This is a genomic window from Streptomyces sp. NPDC046349 (genome assembly GCF_055587885.1).
Window position 1 is genome coordinate 74562 of sequence record NZ_JBVJFK010000015.1, and the last position, 16899, is coordinate 91460.

Genomic DNA, 16899 nt, shown 5'->3' on the forward strand with positions numbered 1-16899 from the left:
CATGACCTCCGCGCCCGATACGGTCCCCTCCGGGACCGGCTCCCCCACCGGCTCCGCGGCCGGGACCGCCGCGCACGGGACCGCCGCGCACAGGACCGGGAGCACCCTCCCGCGCGCCCGCCGTTCCGGCGGCGGCTCACGCCGCGGCCCCGGAAGGGCCCGCCGCACCGCCCTGCCCTACCTTCTCCTGCTGCCCGCTCTGCTGCTCGAACTCCTCGTCCACCTGATCCCCATGGCGATGGGGATCGTGATGAGCTTCCGCAGGCTCACCCAGTTCCACATCCGGGACTGGTCCCGGGCCCCGTGGGCGGGCTGGGGCAACTACGAGCTCGCCGTCGACGTCAACCGGCCCGTGGGCAGGGCCCTCCTCGACTCCTTCGTCACCACCTGCCTGTTCACCGTCCTGTCCGTCGCCCTGTGCTGGCTGCTGGGCACCGCGGCCGCGGTGTTCACCCAGCACTCCTTCCGCGGCCGCGGTCTGCTGCGCGCGCTGTTCTTCGTCCCGTACGCCCTGCCGGCCTATGCGGCGGTCATCACCTGGGCGTTCATGTTCCAGCGGGACAACGGCCTGGTGAACCACGTCATCCATGACCAGCTGGGCCTCGGCGGCAACGAGAACACCTTCTGGCTGATCGGCGACAACAGCTTCTGGGCGATGCTGACCGTCTCGGTCTGGAAGGCCTGGCCCTTCGCCTTCCTGATCGTGACGGCCGCCCTCCAGAACATCCCGGGGGACCTGTACGAGGCCGCCGCCCTCGACGGGGCGGGCATGTGGCAGCAGGTCCGCCGCATCACGCTGCCCTCCCTCGGCGCCGTCAACCAGGTCCTGCTCCTCGTGCTGTTCCTGTGGACCTTCAACGACTTCAACACCCCCTTCCTGCTGTTCGGCAGAGCGGCCCCCGAGGCCGCCGACCTCGTCTCCGTCCACATCTACCAGTCGAGCTTCGTCACCTGGAACTTCGGCACCGGTTCGGCCATGTCCGTCCTGCTGCTGCTCTTCCTCCTCCTCGTCACCGCCGCGTACCTCCTCCTGACCGGTCGCGGCCGGAAGGACGCCCATGCCCGCTAGTACACGCACCCCCACGGACGGCGGCCACCGCACCCGCGGCCCGCTCGACCCGCCGGCGTCGTTCCGGGCGCTGCGGGCCGTCTTCCTCACCCTGCTCGCCGCCTTCACGCTGCTGCCGGTCTTCGTGATGGTCACCAGTTCGCTCAAACCGCTCCAGGACGTCGCCGGACGGTTCCGGTGGATACCGAGCGGGCTCACCCTGCGCCCCTACGCCGACATCTGGCACACGGTCCCGCTCGCCAGGTACCTGGCGAACTCGCTGATCGTGGCGGGCACCGCCACCGTCGCGTCGGTGGTGATCGCCGTCTTCGCGGCCTACGCCGTCAGCCGCCACCGCTTCCGCGGCAAGCGCCTGTTCACCCTGACGGTGCTCTCCACCCAGATGTTCCCGGGGATCCTCTTCCTGCTCCCCCTGTTCCTGATCTTCGTGAACCTCGGCAACGCCACCGGGATCGCCCTCTACGGCTCCCGCGGCGCGCTGATCCTCACATACCTCACCTTCTCCCTCCCCTTCTCCATCTGGATGCTGATCGGCTACTTCGACTCGGTTCCGCGCGATCTCGACGAGGCGGCCACCGTGGACGGCTGCGGGCCTCTCGGCGCGCTCTTCCGCGTCGTTCTGCCCGCCGCCGTCCCCGGCATCGTCGCCGTCACCGTGTACGCCTTCATGACCGCCTGGGGTGAGGTCCTCTTCGCGTCCGTCATGACCAACGACGCCACCCGCACCCTGGCCGTCGGCCTCCAGGGGTACTCCACGCAGAACGACGTCTACTGGAACCAGATCATGGCCGCCTCGCTCGTCGTCAGCATCCCCGTCGTCGCCGGATTCCTGCTGCTGCAGAAGTACTTGGTGGCCGGACTCACCGCAGGAGCCGTCAAATGACCCGCTACGAAAACCTTCCCGCGACCGGCCCGGACGCCGTCGACGTCGGCGCCCTGCCCCGCGACTTCCTCTGGGGCACCGCCACATCCGCGTACCAGATCGAGGGCGCCGTCGCCGAGGACGGGCGGGCGCCCTCCATCTGGGACACCTTCTCCCGCGTGCCCGGCGCCGTCGACGGCGGCGACACCGGCGACACGGCGTGCGACCACTACCACCGCTGGCCCGAGGACATCGCCCTGATGCGGGAGCTGGGCACCAACGCCTACCGGCTGTCCGTCGCCTGGCCGCGTGTCGTCCCCGGCGGCGACGGCCCGGTCAACCCCAAAGGCCTGGACTTCTACGACCGCCTCGTCGACGGCCTCCTCGCCGCCGGCATCCAGCCCTCCGTCACCCTCTACCACTGGGACTTGCCGCAGGCCCTCCAGGACCGCGGCGGCTGGCCCGTACGGGACACCGCGGAGCACTTCGCCTCGTACGCGGGGCTCGTCGCCGCTCGCCTCGGCGACCGCGTCACCCAGTGGGCCACCCTCAACGAGCCGCTGTGCTCGGCCTGGATCGGCCACCTGGAGGGCCGGATGGCTCCCGGCCTGACCGACCTGACCGCCGCCGTCCGCGCCTCCTACCACCTCCTGCTCGGCCACGGCCTCGCCGCCCGCGCCGTCCGCGCGGCCGCCCCGGGCGCCCGGATCGGCATCGTCAACAACCTCTCCACCATCGAGCCCGCGACACCCCGCGAGGCCGACCTCGAAGCGGCCCGCCGGATGGACGGGCACGTCAACCGCTGGTGGCTCGACCCGGTGCACGGCCGGGGCTTCCCCGCCGACATGCGCGAGGTCTACCGGGTCGAACTCCCCGAGCGCGCGGGCGACCTCGGCGCCATCGCCGCCCCCCTCGACTGGATCGGGCTCAACTACTACTTCCCGCAGGTCGTCGCGGCCGACCCGGAGGGCCCCGCTCCGTACGCCCGCCAGATCTCCCGTCCCGGCGTCCGGCGCACCGGCATGGACTGGGAGGTCGACGCCGGCGGTCTGGAGACCCTGATCATGCGTCTGCACCTCGAGTACGGCGCCGGGCCCGTCCACATCACGGAGAACGGCTCCGCCTACCCCGACACCGTCGGCCCGGACGGCACCGTCCACGACCCGGAACGGGCCGCCTACCTGACCGCCCACCTCGCCGCCTGCGCCCGCGCCGCCCGCAGGGGCGCGCCCGTGGCCGGGTACTACGCCTGGTCCCTTCTGGACAACTTCGAATGGGCCTACGGCTACGGCCAGCGCTTCGGCCTGGTCCACGTCGACTACGCCACCCAGCGGCGCACCGTGAAGTCCAGCGGCCGCCACTACGCCGCCGTCATCGCCGCCCACCGGACGGCGTGACGCCGGCAGGCCCGGCAGCCGTGTGCTGCGGGGCGGCTCCTGCCGCCCCGCAGCACACGGGCCGAATCCCGAAGGTCAGGGGAAGGAGACGATCGTGGAGGGGACGGTCGAGGTGCCCGAGGTGGGGGCGCCGGTGCTGTTGATCACGTGCTCGTACTGGCCGTTGCCGCCGAGTGAGACCACCAGCAGGTCGTGGAACCTCACCCCGGGCTTGACCGGGGCCTGGAAGCCGTGCTCCTGGCGGATCGTCGGGTCGACGTTGTAGTAGCAGTAGCTTCCCAGGCCCCATCCCTCGTGGACGGTGACCGAGTCCGCCACCCGGTAGGCCGCGTAGCCCTTGATGGAACCGTTCTGGATCGCCGCCTGGTTGGGGGCGTCGTACGCCTTCTCGTTCTGGAAGAAGATCGTCCGGCCGCGTTCGCCGTTCCACTGCACGTCGTATTTGTTGAAGTGCTCCACGAACAGCCCGGTGGCGAGCACGTCGTCGCCGTTGACGCGGAAGCCGTAGTCGGAGCGGTTGGTCTCCCAGCCCACCCCGTCACCGTGGTCGGCCCGCCAGATCCAGGTGTGGTCGACGATGGTGTCGTGGTTGTTGACGACCATGCCGACAGTGGCCTTGCCCGGGCCGGCGCCGCCGACGCGGATGAAGACGTCCTGCACGCTGGTGGGGTCGGCGGCGTGGTCGGTGGTGGTGCCGGCCGGGCCGATCTCCAGCAGAGTGGGCGAGTTGACCGGGCCCGCGTCGATCAGGAAACCGGCCAGCCGCACCCCGTCGACATCGCCCACCTTCATGGCGGTCACCCCGTTGTCCGGGATGATGGTGGCGAGGCCGAGGCCGAGGATCACGGTGCCGGGCCGGTCGACGTGAATCGTCCGGTCGACGTGGTAGACGCCGGGGGTGAACAGCAGGTGCAGGCCCTGGGCCAGCGCCTGGTTGATCGTCGCGGCGCTCGCGCCCGGCTTGACCACGTAGAACTGGCTGAGCGGGATGGAGCTGCCCTGCGGGGCGGTCCCGTTGCCCCACGAGGTGCCGCGCGCGTTCACCCGCTTGGCGGGCACGAACACCTTGTAGTCGTCGCCGTCGAGGTACAGGAAGGGCTTCTCCCGGGAGATCGGGGTGGTGTCCAGGGTGGTGTACGGCGGGTTCGGGAAGCCCTGTGCCGGTGCGCCCTGGGTCCCGGAGAAGACCTGGTTCCACACACCGTTGGACCAGCCGCCGATCGAGCTGTCGCGGGTGTACCACTGCTGCTGCGAGTAGTTGCCGACCTGCCCGTCGATCTTGGAGTCGGCGATGTAGCCGCCGGAGGCCCAGCCGTAGCCGTCCGGGGAGAGGTTGAGTCCGCCCTTGACGTGCATCCGGCGGAACGGCGCGGCCTGGGAGACGGCCCAGCGGTCGGTTCCGTTGACCGGGTTGAGGGCCAGGTTCTCGGCGGAGCGCCAGAAGTTCTGCGTGGCGTTGCCGTTGAACCAGCCCGCGTCGACCGTCACGTCACCGTTGATGGTGGTGTCGTCGGGGCTCAGTCCCAGCCCGGAGATGGAGGTGTAGAAGCCGATCTGGGCGTTCAGGCCGTTGTAGGTGCCGGGCTTGAACAGGAACTGGTAGCGGCCGGATCCGAACTGCGCGGACTCCTGCTGCCGGAAGACCTGGTCGAGCCTGGCCTGGATGCCGGGGGTGGAGGGGTCGAAGACGATCACGTTCGGGCCCAGGTCGCCGCCGCCGGGGAGGGTGGGCCCGGTCTCGGTGGTCCCGTAGACCTGGAACTCCCAGAGCGAGTAGCCCCACTCGGTGGCGCGCTGGGTTCCGTACACGCGCACGTGCCGGGCGGTGCCGGTGATGTCGAGCGTCTGGACGCCCCCGGGGCCGGCGGTGGTGGAGTAGGCGGTCGTCCAGTCGGTGCCGTTCGTGGACAGCTCGATCCGGTACGCCCGCGCGTGAGCGGTCTCCCAGCGCAACGCCACCTGGCTCAGCCGGGCCGGGGCTCCGAGGTCGACCTGTATCCACTGGGGGTCGGCGAACCGGCTGGACCAGCGGGTGCCGTTGTCGCCGTCGACGGCGGCCGCGGCGGGGGTGCCGGCGCCTTCGGTGCTGGAGGCGGTGGCGGGCTTGCCCTGCGAGAGCAGGACGGGCGCCGCCTGGGCGGTGGTGCTGCCGGGCAGCAGCACGAGGAGGGCGGCGACCAGCGCGGCGGCGAGGGCCGCCGCGAGTGATGGCCTGGGAGCTGTGGGGGCGAGGGGCATGCGGAGTGCTCCTGACGTCATGGATCCGGGGGGATCGAAGCGTGAGTGAACTGCGCGCCGGGGAGGCCGTCAAGGGGCCGAGCGTTCATGAAACGAAGAACGGACGGGGCGTCACATGGATGGCGGGGCTGTGAACTCGGAGTTTCTTCAATCCTTGTGAAAAGTGTTGACGAAAAAATGTGCCCTCGCTCTACTGGCGTTGCCGACGAATCCACCGGAACGAACCCGCCACGGGGAGAGCCGGGGCGATCACTTCGAGGCTTCAGGAGGTGACCCAGGGAGGGAGGGAAAGGCCGCAGTGTGTTCGATGCTTGAACGTTCACGCAACGGATCGGGCGCCCTCGGCCCTGCCCTGTACGGACCCGCTCGGCCGCTCTGCGCTGCGCTCTCCGGCCCATGCGCGGGTGGTGCCGGAGTCCGCGCGGGAAGCATGACGGGTGTGCGCCGAACCCCTGCTGTCCTGGCCGTCCTCGCCCTCACCGCCGCCGCGTTGTGCGTCCTCGTACCGCCCGCACCGCGTGCCGCCGCGGCCGGGACCGTCCGGCTGACGAGCTACAACATCTGCGGCAACATGTGTGCCGCTCCCCCGTACGACCGTGCGCGCAGGATCGCGGCCGTGGTCGCCGAGGCCGATCCCGAAGGCTGGGCGGCCGACCAGCTCTTCCTCCAGGAGGTGTGCGAACACCAGTACCGCGAGCTCCTCGACCGCATGGGCCCGCTGGGCTATACGGGGTTCCACTCGGCCACCCTGCCGGGCGGGAACCCGGCGATCTGCGAGGGCCACGCGTACGGAAACGCCGTCCTGGTCCGCGGCCCGGTAGCGGACACGGCGGAACTCGGCCTGACGGTGGGCGGCGAACGCGAGCCGATCACCGTGCCCTGCGTCCTGGCCTCCCTCGCGGACCGGGCCACCTGGTCCTGCTCGGTCCACCTCTACTGGGACGACGGCACCCTCGCGGTGCCGGAGGCGGACCGGCTCGCGGCGCAGGCCCACGCATGGCTGGGCGACGGGTTCGCCGTCGTCCTCGGCGGTGACTTCAACCACTCCCCGCGCACGGACACGCTGTCGCGCTTCTACCTGCCGGAGCGGGGCGACGGCGCGCACGGTGCCTTTGTCGAGGCCGACGAGAGCGACCGGGAGTTCTTCGACCCGGCCGTCTGCCCGCCCGCGACGACCGCCGCATGCCGGTCGGGCGAGACGACCTTCGGCCCGAAGAAGCTCGACTACGTCTTCCTCAGCGCCCCGCACGTCCTGACGGCGACCGCAGACGCCCTGCCCCTCGACACGACGGTCTCGGACCACAACCCCCTCCGCGTCACGGCGACCACCTGACAAGGCCGTTGCGGGCTGCTGCCGTCTTCACACCCGGCCGTGGTCCCGCGCGCAAACCCCGAAGACGCGGGCCACCCACTGGTCGAGACCGGCGCCGAAGTCGGCGGCCGAGGCGATGTCCGACGCCGGGAGGGCGCCCGCGTCGTCGGGGCCGACGAGGAAATCCACGTCGGCCCAACCTCCCCGGAACAGCACGACGGTGAGCTCGGCCTGCTCAGGACCGTGGAGGGCCACACCGACCGAGTCGGGATCGCGCACCCGGCTACGGTCGGTCTCCAACGGCTGCGGCCACGCCGCGTCCGCGTCCCTCCAGGTCAGCCGGCCCACCGCGAGGCCGCGCGCCGTCCAGTCCGCGGTCCGCCCGGCGAGCACGCCGGCCGCTTCGTCGAGGTCGACGACGCTGTCCATGGGCGGTCATCCTCCGTACGGAGCAGGTGCTGTCACGTCCGGCCGGGTGACGGGTCGTCGGCCGGGGGCGGAGTGGGGGCGGTCGGGCCGGCCGGGGGCGGAGTGGGGGCGGTCGGGCCGGCCGGGGGCGGGGTGGGGGCGGTCGGGCCGGTGGGGGTCGGGGGCGCGGCGGCGATCAGGGTCTCTGCGAAGTTCTCCTTGCGCATCCGCAGGTCGACGTAGAGCAGGGCGCAGACCAGCGGCGGGAAGCCGAACTGGAAGAGGCCGCTGATCAGGCCGCCGACCACGATGCAGATCACGTACACGCCGAGGCCGGCGATCGCCACGCCCGGATCAGCGCCCGACTCGTCCGCGTCCATCATGGACGGCAGGAAGGCGGCCATGCCGACGAAGCTGAAGGGCATCTGGATGGCGTAGCCCGCAGCCATCGCGACGACGTAGCCGAGCGTGGTGATGCCGAACACGCGCCACCAGCCGTCCTTGACCAGGTGGGAGGAGCGGCGCAGTGCGGCGACGGTGCCGAGCCCCTCGCACACCGCGGCGGCGGGCGCGAGGCTGAGGCGCGTCGCGAGCCAGACCGAGACGGGCAGGCAGAGCAGGACGCCCAGGATCAGTACGAACAGGGCCACCGGCGGCCCGGATCCGTCGGCGGACATGACGACCAGCGGGATGCCTATCGCGTAGACCAGGAGCATCGGCGCGCCCGCGATCAGCCCGGCGAGCAGCAGGGTGCCGAGTACCGACGGCAGCCGGGACCAGCAGCGGCGCCACATCGCGCCGAACGTCGTGGGGCGCCCGAGCACGGCTTCCTGGATCACGGCCGGACCCAGCGCGCTGATCAGCGCCGCGCCCACCATCACCGTGATCAGCAGGAGCACCGCGGCCGGTACGAAGGCGAGGAGCAGGGTCATCACGTCCTCATCGGCGGCGCTCTCGCCCGGCGGGAGGTCGAAGACGGCGGCGAACCGGTCGGACACGGCCACGACGCCGATACCGACGGCCAGGGTCACGAGCAGGATTCCGATGCCCTGCACGGCGAGCATGATGCCGACCAGGGCCTTCCAGTACCGGCGGAAGGTCGCGAACGCACCCCCGAGTATGTCGCCTGCGCTGAGCGGTTGGAGGGGTATGACGCCCGGTTTCGGCGCCGCCGGCGGCACCCAGCCGCCTCCCCACTGTGGCACGGGCTGTCCCGGGTGTTGTGCCCATCCCGTGTTCTGCGACATCTATGTCTCCCCCTCGGATGAAGGGATACGGTAACCCGCCCCGGGCCGCCCCCGTGCATGGGCCCCCGCTCCGACACCGTCGTCTCCCGTGCAGGTCATCCCCCTTGGCCCGGCCGACGACGGGCCCGTGCGCTACCGTCCGGCGGGGGCCGGGTGTCCGGCCCGGATGCGGTACACCACACTCGGGCGCAGCGGCCCGGCGGGCACGGTGGGGTCGTCGAAGTCGTCGGCAGGGTCCCGGGTCATCCCGATGCGGCGCATCACCTCTCGCGAGCGGAGGTTGCCGGCCGTGGTCACCGCGAGGATCTCGGGCAGCGCGAGGGTTTCGAAGCCGAAGGACACGACGGCCAGGGCGGCCTCCGTGGCGAAGCCGTGGCCCCAGGACGAGCGGGCCAGCCGCCAGCCGGCCTCCACTCCGGTGAACGGCATGTCCTCGTCCACCGGATCCAGCCCGGTGAACCCGATGAACTCGCCGGTCTCCAGCACCTCGACCGCCCACCAGCCCCAGCCGCGCTGCTCGATGGCGGCCCGGAAGCGGGCCGCGGACGCCTCGCTCTGTTCCCGGGTGAGCACCCCGCCGAAGTGCTCGCGGACTTCGGGGTCGGCGTTCATCGCCGCCCACGGGCGCAGGTCGGACTCCCGCCACTGGCGCAGGACAAGACGTTCGGTTCGTATCCGGGGCATCACGCCAACCTAACCGAGGACCGGCGCGGCGCACCGGGCCCCTGCGACTCAGCGGAAGGGGTCGGCGTTCTCCGCGCCGACCGCCGCAAGGGACGGGGGTGCTCCGGTCACGATGACCACCGGGGTGCCTCCCGTCCGGAGGCAATCTCCCGGTCCGGGTCGCGCTCTCACCGGGCGTACCCCGGAGGGAGGCTGTGATGAACAGCGGTGGCGCGGGGCCGAGGCGCCCGCGGCAGGTCGAGGCGGCGTGGGTGCTCACCCTGGCGGAGGCTGGCCGGCCGTGGCGGCGCGGATGCGGGCCGGGCGCCGGTGGGCCCGGGCCGTACTGACCGTGGCGGCCGCCCTGCTCCTGGTCTTCCGGGTCGGCGGCCTCGGCACGGACGGGATCGACCCCGCCTGGTGGGCCGCCCTCGACGCCCTGCCCGATCTGCCGGCCGCGGCCGCCGCCGTTGCGGTGTACCTGCCCGAGGCCCGGGCCCACTTCCCGTCCAGGGCGCGGCGCGCGGTCCGGGCACGCGGTGTGCCACGGCGTTGTCGGAGGTCTCCGCCGTACCGTCCCGGGCAGCGGGACCTCCGACAACGGGTGGGTGCGTCCTAGTGCGAACGCGGCCGGGGGGCGGGGCAGGCCTGCCAGGCCAGGTGGTAGAGCGTGCTCACGCTCGCGTCGGTGGAGTCCATGGTCATGAAGCTGGTGGCGGCCTGCGGGTTGGACGTTCCCGCGTTCACCCGCAGTTCGGTGTTGATGTTGAAATTGCGTTTCTCACCGCACGGCGCCCAGACGAGATCCGCGTACTCCGTCCTGTCGGTCGCCTGCCAGTTGTCGTTGAGCGGACCGTTGAACGTATGGGTGCGCTGGGTGGTTTGCGGCATTCCCTGGAAGTAGTAGTTCGCCTTCTCCTGGCCCCAGGCGCCCGGTTGGAGGAAAGCGAATCCCCGGTAGTCCGCCTGGACAATGGCGTAGGTGAATCCCGAAGGAACGTGCACGCGGAGATTGAGCTGGCAGTTCTTGCGGAATCCGGTCGGCGGCGCTCCCGGTCCGACCTGCGCCAGGTAGTCACTGTAGGTGACGGTGAAGGCCGTGTTGTCGGGTGCGACGGCCACTTCCGCGGTGCCCTCCCGACAGCCGGACCCGTTCACCGTGGCGAGTTCGATCACGATCTTGTCGGGCGGTGCGGTGATCTGCGGTGTGGGGTCGGCGGCTCCGGCCGGGGCCGCCGTGGCGATCAGTGCCGCGGCGGCGGCGCCGGTGAACAGAGTGCGGGGCAGGGAATGGGACATCGTTGTCACTCCTGACCGTGATGTGCTGGTTCCGGGGCTCACGCCGGGTCAGACCGCGGGGCATTCCTTCCACGCGAAGTGGTAGACCGTGCTGACGCTGCCGTCCGTGGAGTCCATGCTCATGAAGCTCAGGGCCTGCGGGCTCGATGTTCCGCCGTACACGCGCAGTTCGCTGTTGACGTTGAGGTTGCGCTCCTCGCCGCACGGTGCCCAGACCAGGTCGGCGTACTCCGTCTGGTCGCTCGCCTGCCAGTTGTCGGAGTAGGGGCCGTTGAACTGGTGGGTCTTGCGGGTCGTCTGGGCCATGCCCTGGAAGTAGTAGTTGGCGCGCTCCTGGCCGTAGGCCCCGCGCTGGAGGTGGGCGAAGCCGCGGTAGTCCGCGCGGGCGATGGCGTACGTGAAGCCCTGCGGAACATGGATCTGGAGGGCGAGTTGGCAGTTCTTGCGGAAATCGGTCCCGCCGGAGCCGGCACCGGTCTGGGCGAGGTAGTCGCTGTACGTGACGGTGAACGAGGTGTTGTCGGAGGCGGCGGCGACGCTCGCCGTCCCCTGGGGACATCCCGAACCGTTCACGCCGACGACGTCGACGGTGATTCTTCCGGGCGGATACGTGGCGTTGTGGGCCTGTGCCGGCATGGCCAGGGCGGACAGCGCCACCACCGCCGCGCCGACGGTCAGTCTGCGGAGCAACATCCTTGTTTCTCCATTCATCGGGGGCCGCCGATCAATTTCGGCATGCACATGCCACCACGGGACGGTCGGTGAAGAAAGGACGGGATACGGACAACCGCCCCCGTGCGGTGCGCCCGTCCGTTCGCTGGCCGAATTCCGCCACGGCGGCGAGGTGCCGGCCTCCGCGGCCGACATGTCGGCCCGCCTCTCGGGGGGTGTTGCCCACGATGGACCGGAAAGGCCCGTTTGGGCGGGGCCGCCGCCGACCGCCCCGACCCCACCGGTCTCAGCAGCCCCTGACGCTCCATGCCCTCGGGGTCCGCGCCCGCCGCGCCGGACCCCGTCCCCACCCGGACCCGCGGCCGGCTCCCGGGCGTCGCGGCGCAGGTGGGACGGCGGGGCCGTCGGCAGGGCCGTACGGGCTCACCGAAGCGCGCCGGTGCGCAACTTGGCCGGACCGAACGTGATGACGGGCCCGAACGCCGCGCCGCGGGGCACATGTACCGGTCGGCCCGGTCCGGAAAACGGGCCCGGGGCACGCCGCCGGGGGGCCGGGCCCGTTCACTCCGGGACGGCGGTCAGAGGGCGGTCAGGCGTACGGCGGAGATGCGGCCCGCTTCGTCGAACTCGATCTCCGCCGCGCTGCCGCCGGGAAGCTCGGTGCGGATCAGGTCCCCGTCCTCATGCGACGGCAGGCCGTGGTGCTCCAGATAGCCGGCGACCACCCGTCGGGCCGAACGGCCGATCAGACCCGCGCCGGTCACGAGGTGGCGCGGCAGCGCGACCGCGTCGAGGCCGGCCCGCGGCACCTGCGCGTCGTCCGGCAGGAAGTAGACCTGGCTGTCCGGCCCCGCCGGGAGGCCCAGGTATCCGGGCGCCTCGGCTACGCCCATGCCCGCGAAGGCCAGGGTCTCCGCCGCCCGCCGGGGGTCTTCGAAACCGGACAGGTCCAAGGTTTCCTCGGTGAACTCGGCGATCCCGTGCGCCCGTCCGTAGCGCTCGATCGCGCCGGTCAGGGCCACGACCTGACTCCCGCGCAGTCCGGGGTTGGCCCAGCCCCACATCCACGACTGCTCCCGCATGTCGTACGTGCCCAGCACCGCGACCCGGAGCTGCAGACCGCCCTGCCGGTACAGGCACGCCTGGAGGTCGGCCGTCCAGGGGCCCTCCGGCATGAACCCGGTCAGGACCTCCAGTTGCGCGGCGCCCCAGGCCGCATGCCGTTCGGCCTCCAGCAGGAACGCGTCGCTGAACTCAGTCTTCATGATCATGCCATGACCCTATGCGGCGACACGGCACCGATGCCGACGGTGGAGCCGGACGCCGTCCTTCAACCCGGGCGAACATGCCGGGCGGCGCCCGGGACCGGCTCCCCCGCCCCCGACGGGGCGGGGGTGCGGACAGGGGCGGTCAGCGGCGGCGAGCCTTCCGGGCCGCCGCCCGGGCCGCCTTCGCCTCCCGTGCGGCCTCCCGGTGGCGGCGGTCGGCTTCCTCCGCGGCGGCCGCGAGGCGCTCCCGCTCGGCTCGGGCACGCGACAGCCGGTCCTCCAGTCGTCCGATCTCCTCGTCGAGTGCGCCGAGCCCGCTACGGGCCTGCGCCCGCTCGGTCTCCGCCCGGGCCAGCCCCTCCTCGGCCAGCTCGGCCTCCCGTCGCGTGCGCTCGGCCTCCCTCGCGCCCGACGCCGGATCGGGCTCCGGCTCCGGCGCCGGCTCCCGCACCGGCTTCGGCTCGTGTGGCTGCGGGCGGGGCGCCGTGCCCGGTAGGGGTGCCACTTCGGCGAAGCCCACGGCCTTGGGAGGCGCCTTCGCCAGGACCCCCCGCGCCCAGTCGTCCGCGGCGTCGGGATCGGCCAGAACACCCCGCAGGATCTGCTCGACCTCGCGCTGGGTCCCCGCGGAGAGGTCCTGCCCCGCTTCGCCGGCCAGGCGCCGGGCCTCCCCGGCCATCGCAGCGATCACCACGTGCTGCTGGTGGGAGAGCTTGCGCAGGTCCTCCCCCGACAGCGCCCGGTGCGCCTCGCGCAGCCCCTGGCCGATCTCCAGCAGGTGCCGGGCCTGTTCCGGGTCGGCGCGGGCGAGCCCGTTCGCGGCCCACACCGCGAGCGTGGGCTTGCGCAGGGCAGCGACGCGCTTCGCCTCGGCCCGCTGCCCCGCCTTGCGCGCGGCGGCCGCGTGAGCGTCCCGGGCGCCCGTGAACTCCTCCGGCCTGAGCCCGTACAGCTCGGCGGCGACCGCGTCGACATCGACCACAGCTCCACTGTCCCCCACCAGGGGCCGCGGAGCGACAGGGGCACTGACGGAGCACCCCGTGCGACGGCTCAGGCCGGGTCCTTCACCACCTGGGTGTTCTGGCAGGCGGTCAGCAACCAGGGCCCGTCGCCGTCCCGCGTCATGACGTACAGCGGTGCGCCCTCGCTGCCGCCGGGGGCGTGGTAGACCTGTCGCACTTTCACCGCCGCGACGTCCGGTCGCAGGAACTGCACGTGGACGACCTCGTAGGTGACTTCCCCGTCCCAGGTCGCCGCGGGCAGCACGGCGCGGGTGAATTCGGCTATTTCCCGAAGACCGATGAGGACCTTGCCGTGCGCCGTCGTCCACAGCGCGTCCGGGTGGAAGAGCGCCAGGAAGCCCTCGGTGTCCTTGGCCCGCTGAGTGCGTTCGACCGTGGCGACGACCTCTTCGATCGCCTTGATGTCGGCGGCCGCGGCCGCGAGTTCCGTGTCCATGGGCTCGATCTTGCTCCCTCAACCACACTTGAGGTCAAGCGATATGATCATATTGCCGCATGACCACGAAGACCCTCTATCTGCTCTGCTCCGCCGCCCCACCCGTGTTCGACGTCGCCCATGTCATCGAAGACGCCCAGGCCCGCGGGTGGAACGTCTGCCTCGGGCTCACCCCCACCGCCGCACACTGGCTCGCGGGGAGCCTCGACGGGCTCGCCGCCCTCACCGGCCACCCCGTGCTCTGGCAGTACCGGCTCCCCGGCGAACCGGAGCAGTGGCCGGCACCCGACGCACTGCTCTACGCCCCGGCCACCTTCAACACCGTCAACGCCTGGGCCCTCGGCCTCACCGACCGGCTGACCGTCGGTCTCGCCGCCGAAGCCCTCGGCAGCGGCACCCCCGTCACCGCCATCGCCTGCACCAACAGCGCTCTCGCCGCGCACCCCCGGTACGAGATCTCCCTCGCCACCCTGCGCAACGCCGGGGTCCAACTCCTCCTCCACGACAACACCCCCGCCGAGGCCGCGGCTCCCTTCCCCTGGGCCACCGCCCTGGGAGTCCTCGACACCTCCGCGGCCCTGCACTGACATCGCGGACCGAGCGGACCGCGCTCACCGCCGAAAAAGAACGAACGTACGAGCCGCGGCTTGCGCGGCGGCTGCTGCTGTCCCATAGTCCGAGGTATGGACGCGCGCGAGGCCGCGCTCCGGCGGGCGCACGAGCATGCCGTCCGGTGGCTCGCCAGCCTGTCCGACCGGCGGGTTCCCGCACGCGCCTCGGTCGACGAGATCGTGCGCGCGCTCGGTACCGAACTGCCCGATGCCCCCGGCACTCCGGCCGACGTCGTCGATCTGCTGGCGACGGCCTGCGAGCCGGGCCTGACCGCGTTCCCGAGCGGCCGCTTCTACGGTTTCGTGGTCGGCGGTACGGAGCCTGCCGCGCTGGCCGCGGACTGGCTCGTCAGCGCCTGGGACCAGAACTCCGTGATGCGGGCCGCCTCGCCCGCGTACGCGGCGGCGGAAGAGGTCGCCGGCGCGTGGCTGCTCGACCTGCTCGGCCTGCCCGACGGGAGCGCCGTCGGCTTCACCACCGGTGCCACGATGGCGAACTTCACCTGCCTCGCCGCCGCACGCGACGAACTGCTGCGGCGCACCGGCCGGAACGTCGCCCGAGACGGGCTCGCCGGCGGTCCGCCCGTACGCGCGGTCGCCGGGGAGGACCGCCACATGGCCGTCGACCTGGCGCTGCGCTACCTGGGGCTGGGCGCCCCCGTCCTGGTGAAGGCGGACGGTCAGGGGCGCATGGAGCCGGACGCCCTGCGGGAAACCCTGGGGGCGGGCGGGCAGGGGCCGACCATCGTGGTGCTTCAGGCCGGGGACATCCACTCCGGCGCTTTCGACCCCTTCGCCGAGGCCGTCCGCGCCGCCCGCGAGGCGGACGCGTGGGTGCACGTCGACGGGGCCTTCGGCCTGTGGGCGGCCGCCTCGCCGCGGCACGCGCACCTGACCGAGGGCTGCGCGTCCGCCGATTCCTGGGCGACGGACGCCCACAAGACCCTCAACGTCCCCTACGACTGCGGCCTCGCCGTCGTGCGTGACCCGTCCGCGCTGCGGGCCGCGATGGGGCAGCGCGGCGACTACCTCATCCAGCACGAGCACGGGGATCCCGTCGACAAGGTCCCCGAGCTGTCCCGGCGCGGGAGGGCCTTCACGGTGTGGGCGGCGCTCAGGTCCCTGGGCCGCTCGGGGGTGGCCGACCTCGTCGACCGGCTGTGCCGGCACGCCTGCGCGTTCGCGGACGGCATCGCCGCGATCGACGGTGCCAGGGTGCTCAACGAGGTGGTGTTCACACAGGTGTGCGCCGAGTTCGGCGACGACGAACGCACCGGCCGGGTGATCACCCGGCTGCTCGACGACGGGACGACGTGGATCAGCGGCTCCACCTGGCACGGCCGGCGCGTCATGCGCATCTCGGTGAGCAACTGGTCGACGACGGAGGACGACGTGACGCGCGCGCTGGACTCGGTCCGGCGCGCCTCCGCAGGCCTCTGACCGGCCCGCGACTCCCCGTGGGAGGCCTCTGACCGGCCCGCGACTCCCTGCGGTCCACCCGGCTTCCGCGGTCCGGATGCCCAGGACGCCGAGGAACACGGCGGCCGCGGGAATGGCGGTGGCGCTGCAGAGCGACGTGTTCCGCACGGGCCGGTTGCGTCGACGACCTCGGTGGTCACTGCGGTGGGGCGGGGTTGCCGCCCTCGGCCGCGCCGTGGGCGGCGGACCGGGGCACTCCACGACGGCGGCTTCCGCCCGGACCTGCTCGACGAGGGTGACCGACCCGCACGTGCCGTTACTGCCGACCGGGCCTCGGCTCGGTCGTTCGCGGGACAGCGGCCGGCGCCCGGCCGCTCCCCGGTCGAGAGGATGCCGTTCGCCGTTCCGCACGCCTCAGTGGACGACGCTGAAACTCCGCCAGGGGCGGGTCCTGGGGGCCGTAACGTTCGAGAGGGTCGTCGCCACATAGATCTCGTTGTTCGGCTCGTCGGACTGCTTGCAGTCGTAGTTCTGGTAAAGGATGACGTCGACGAGGGTGTTGTTCTCGACGTGGGTGGCGCCGTCGGGAATGGCGATCCGGTGGCAGCCGGTGACGAGGGTGTTGTTGTAGTTGATCTCGACCGGCGAGTCGTGGCCGCGGAAACTGAGCTGGCCGACGGTGGTCCGACCCAGACCCGAGCAAGCGGTGGCGCTGAGCAGCAGCGCTGCGGCCCCCGCGATGATGCCGATGCGTCGCCTGTGGGACATGGTGCGGTCCTCGTCTGTGCGGTGGTGTCGGTCCTTGCCCACAGCGTGGCGCGGCCTGCCGCGGGTGGCTTGCTGTGCTCGGCCGACCGGATGAACGCGGGTGCGGGAGGGCGGCGGTCTGCCGGTCGCACCCGGGGTCGACGGCGCATCGTGGACACGGCGCCCGAGTGCGGCGGCCGGGGGGCGCCGCCGGTCGCCCGGAGCGAGG

The 16899-nt window shown here is 72.1% G+C and carries 17 protein-coding genes; 7 read left to right on the forward strand and 10 right to left on the reverse strand.

The window, feature by feature from the left end; all coding sequences use genetic code 11:
- The first annotated feature begins 1 nt into the window (after position 1).
- Genes ACZ6JS_RS30685 through ACZ6JS_RS30695 form a run of 3 tightly spaced genes read left to right on the forward strand, consistent with a single transcriptional unit; the run spans position 2 to position 3328 of the window.
- Entirely contained in the window at positions 2-1069 is a 1068-nt protein-coding gene (locus ACZ6JS_RS30685) for a carbohydrate ABC transporter permease (RefSeq protein WP_469302771.1), read from the forward strand.
- A complete protein-coding gene (locus tag ACZ6JS_RS30690; RefSeq protein ID WP_469302773.1) occupies positions 1059-1952 on the forward strand; it encodes a carbohydrate ABC transporter permease in 894 nt (297 codons plus the stop codon). Before ACZ6JS_RS30685 ends, ACZ6JS_RS30690 begins: the two co-directional genes overlap by 11 nt.
- Positions 1949-3328, forward strand: a complete 1380-nt coding sequence (locus ACZ6JS_RS30695) for a GH1 family beta-glucosidase (RefSeq protein ID WP_469302775.1) — start codon at positions 1949-1951, stop codon at positions 3326-3328. The genes ACZ6JS_RS30690 and ACZ6JS_RS30695 overlap by 4 nt, the downstream gene beginning before the upstream one ends.
- Positions 3329-3403: 75 nt before the next feature.
- Here the strand turns inward: ACZ6JS_RS30695 and ACZ6JS_RS30700 are convergent, their stop codons facing one another.
- The gene (locus ACZ6JS_RS30700; protein ID WP_469302777.1) at positions 3404-5566 is read right to left on the reverse strand and encodes a discoidin domain-containing protein; all 2163 of its coding nucleotides are present in this window, start codon (positions 5564-5566) and stop codon (positions 3404-3406) included.
- Positions 5567-6005: 439 nt separating this feature from the next.
- On the opposite strand from ACZ6JS_RS30700, the gene ACZ6JS_RS30705 reads away from it, so the two are divergent.
- Positions 6006-6899 carry an endonuclease/exonuclease/phosphatase family protein gene (locus ACZ6JS_RS30705; RefSeq protein WP_469302778.1) on the forward strand — a complete coding sequence of 298 codons (894 nt, stop codon included), beginning with the start codon at positions 6006-6008 and terminating at the stop codon, positions 6897-6899.
- A 27-nt stretch (positions 6900-6926) separates the two neighbouring features.
- Here ACZ6JS_RS30705 and ACZ6JS_RS30710 read toward each other — a convergent pair whose 3' ends face one another.
- From ACZ6JS_RS30710 to ACZ6JS_RS30720, 3 genes are all read right to left on the reverse strand, one after another.
- Complete coding sequence (locus ACZ6JS_RS30710) at positions 6927-7307, reverse strand: hypothetical protein (protein ID WP_469302779.1); 381 nt, start codon at positions 7305-7307, stop codon at positions 6927-6929.
- A gap of 32 nt (positions 7308-7339) precedes the next feature.
- Entirely contained in the window at positions 7340-8491 is a 1152-nt protein-coding gene (locus ACZ6JS_RS30715; protein ID WP_469302781.1) for a hypothetical protein, read from the reverse strand.
- Between the two features lie 174 nt (positions 8492-8665).
- Positions 8666-9217, reverse strand: a complete 552-nt coding sequence (locus ACZ6JS_RS30720; protein WP_469302782.1) for a GNAT family N-acetyltransferase — start codon at positions 9215-9217, stop codon at positions 8666-8668.
- Positions 9218-9464: 247 nt separating this feature from the next.
- Between ACZ6JS_RS30720 and ACZ6JS_RS30725 the strand changes: the two genes are divergently transcribed.
- On the forward strand, positions 9465-9815 hold the full coding sequence (locus tag ACZ6JS_RS30725) for a hypothetical protein (RefSeq protein WP_469302784.1): 351 nt from the start codon (positions 9465-9467) through the stop codon (positions 9813-9815).
- Here ACZ6JS_RS30725 and ACZ6JS_RS30730 read toward each other — a convergent pair.
- The 5 genes from ACZ6JS_RS30730 to ACZ6JS_RS30750 form a co-directional block, all read right to left on the reverse strand.
- Positions 9812-10495: a DUF4360 domain-containing protein gene (locus tag ACZ6JS_RS30730; protein ID WP_469302786.1), complete on the reverse strand. Its 684-nt coding sequence runs from the start codon at positions 10493-10495 to the stop codon at positions 9812-9814. The two genes, ACZ6JS_RS30725 and ACZ6JS_RS30730, sit on opposite strands and share 4 nt — an antisense overlap.
- 48 nt (positions 10496-10543) lie before the next feature.
- Positions 10544-11188, reverse strand: coding sequence for a DUF4360 domain-containing protein (locus tag ACZ6JS_RS30735; protein ID WP_469302787.1), 645 nt, complete (start codon positions 11186-11188; stop codon positions 10544-10546).
- A 557-nt stretch (positions 11189-11745) separates the two neighbouring features.
- Positions 11746-12438, reverse strand: coding sequence for a DUF6882 domain-containing protein (locus ACZ6JS_RS30740; protein ID WP_469302789.1), 693 nt, complete (start codon positions 12436-12438; stop codon positions 11746-11748).
- 139 nt (positions 12439-12577) lie between these two features.
- On the reverse strand, positions 12578-13417 hold the full coding sequence (locus ACZ6JS_RS30745; protein WP_469302790.1) for a hypothetical protein: 840 nt from the start codon (positions 13415-13417) through the stop codon (positions 12578-12580).
- Positions 13418-13485: 68 nt separating this feature from the next.
- Complete coding sequence (locus ACZ6JS_RS30750; protein WP_469302792.1) at positions 13486-13893, reverse strand: SgcJ/EcaC family oxidoreductase; 408 nt, start codon at positions 13891-13893, stop codon at positions 13486-13488.
- Positions 13894-13952: 59 nt separating this feature from the next.
- On the opposite strand from ACZ6JS_RS30750, the gene ACZ6JS_RS30755 reads away from it, so the two are divergent.
- Both ACZ6JS_RS30755 and ACZ6JS_RS30760 read left to right on the forward strand, forming a co-directional pair.
- Complete coding sequence (locus ACZ6JS_RS30755; RefSeq protein ID WP_469302793.1) at positions 13953-14480, forward strand: flavoprotein; 528 nt, start codon at positions 13953-13955, stop codon at positions 14478-14480.
- A 96-nt stretch (positions 14481-14576) separates the two neighbouring features.
- Positions 14577-15944, forward strand: coding sequence for a pyridoxal phosphate-dependent decarboxylase family protein (locus ACZ6JS_RS30760; RefSeq protein ID WP_469302795.1), 1368 nt, complete (start codon positions 14577-14579; stop codon positions 15942-15944).
- A 393-nt stretch (positions 15945-16337) separates the two neighbouring features.
- Here ACZ6JS_RS30760 and ACZ6JS_RS30765 read toward each other — a convergent pair whose 3' ends face one another.
- Entirely contained in the window at positions 16338-16691 is a 354-nt protein-coding gene (locus tag ACZ6JS_RS30765) for a hypothetical protein (protein ID WP_350997461.1), read from the reverse strand.
- Between the last annotated feature and the right edge of the window lie 208 nt (positions 16692-16899).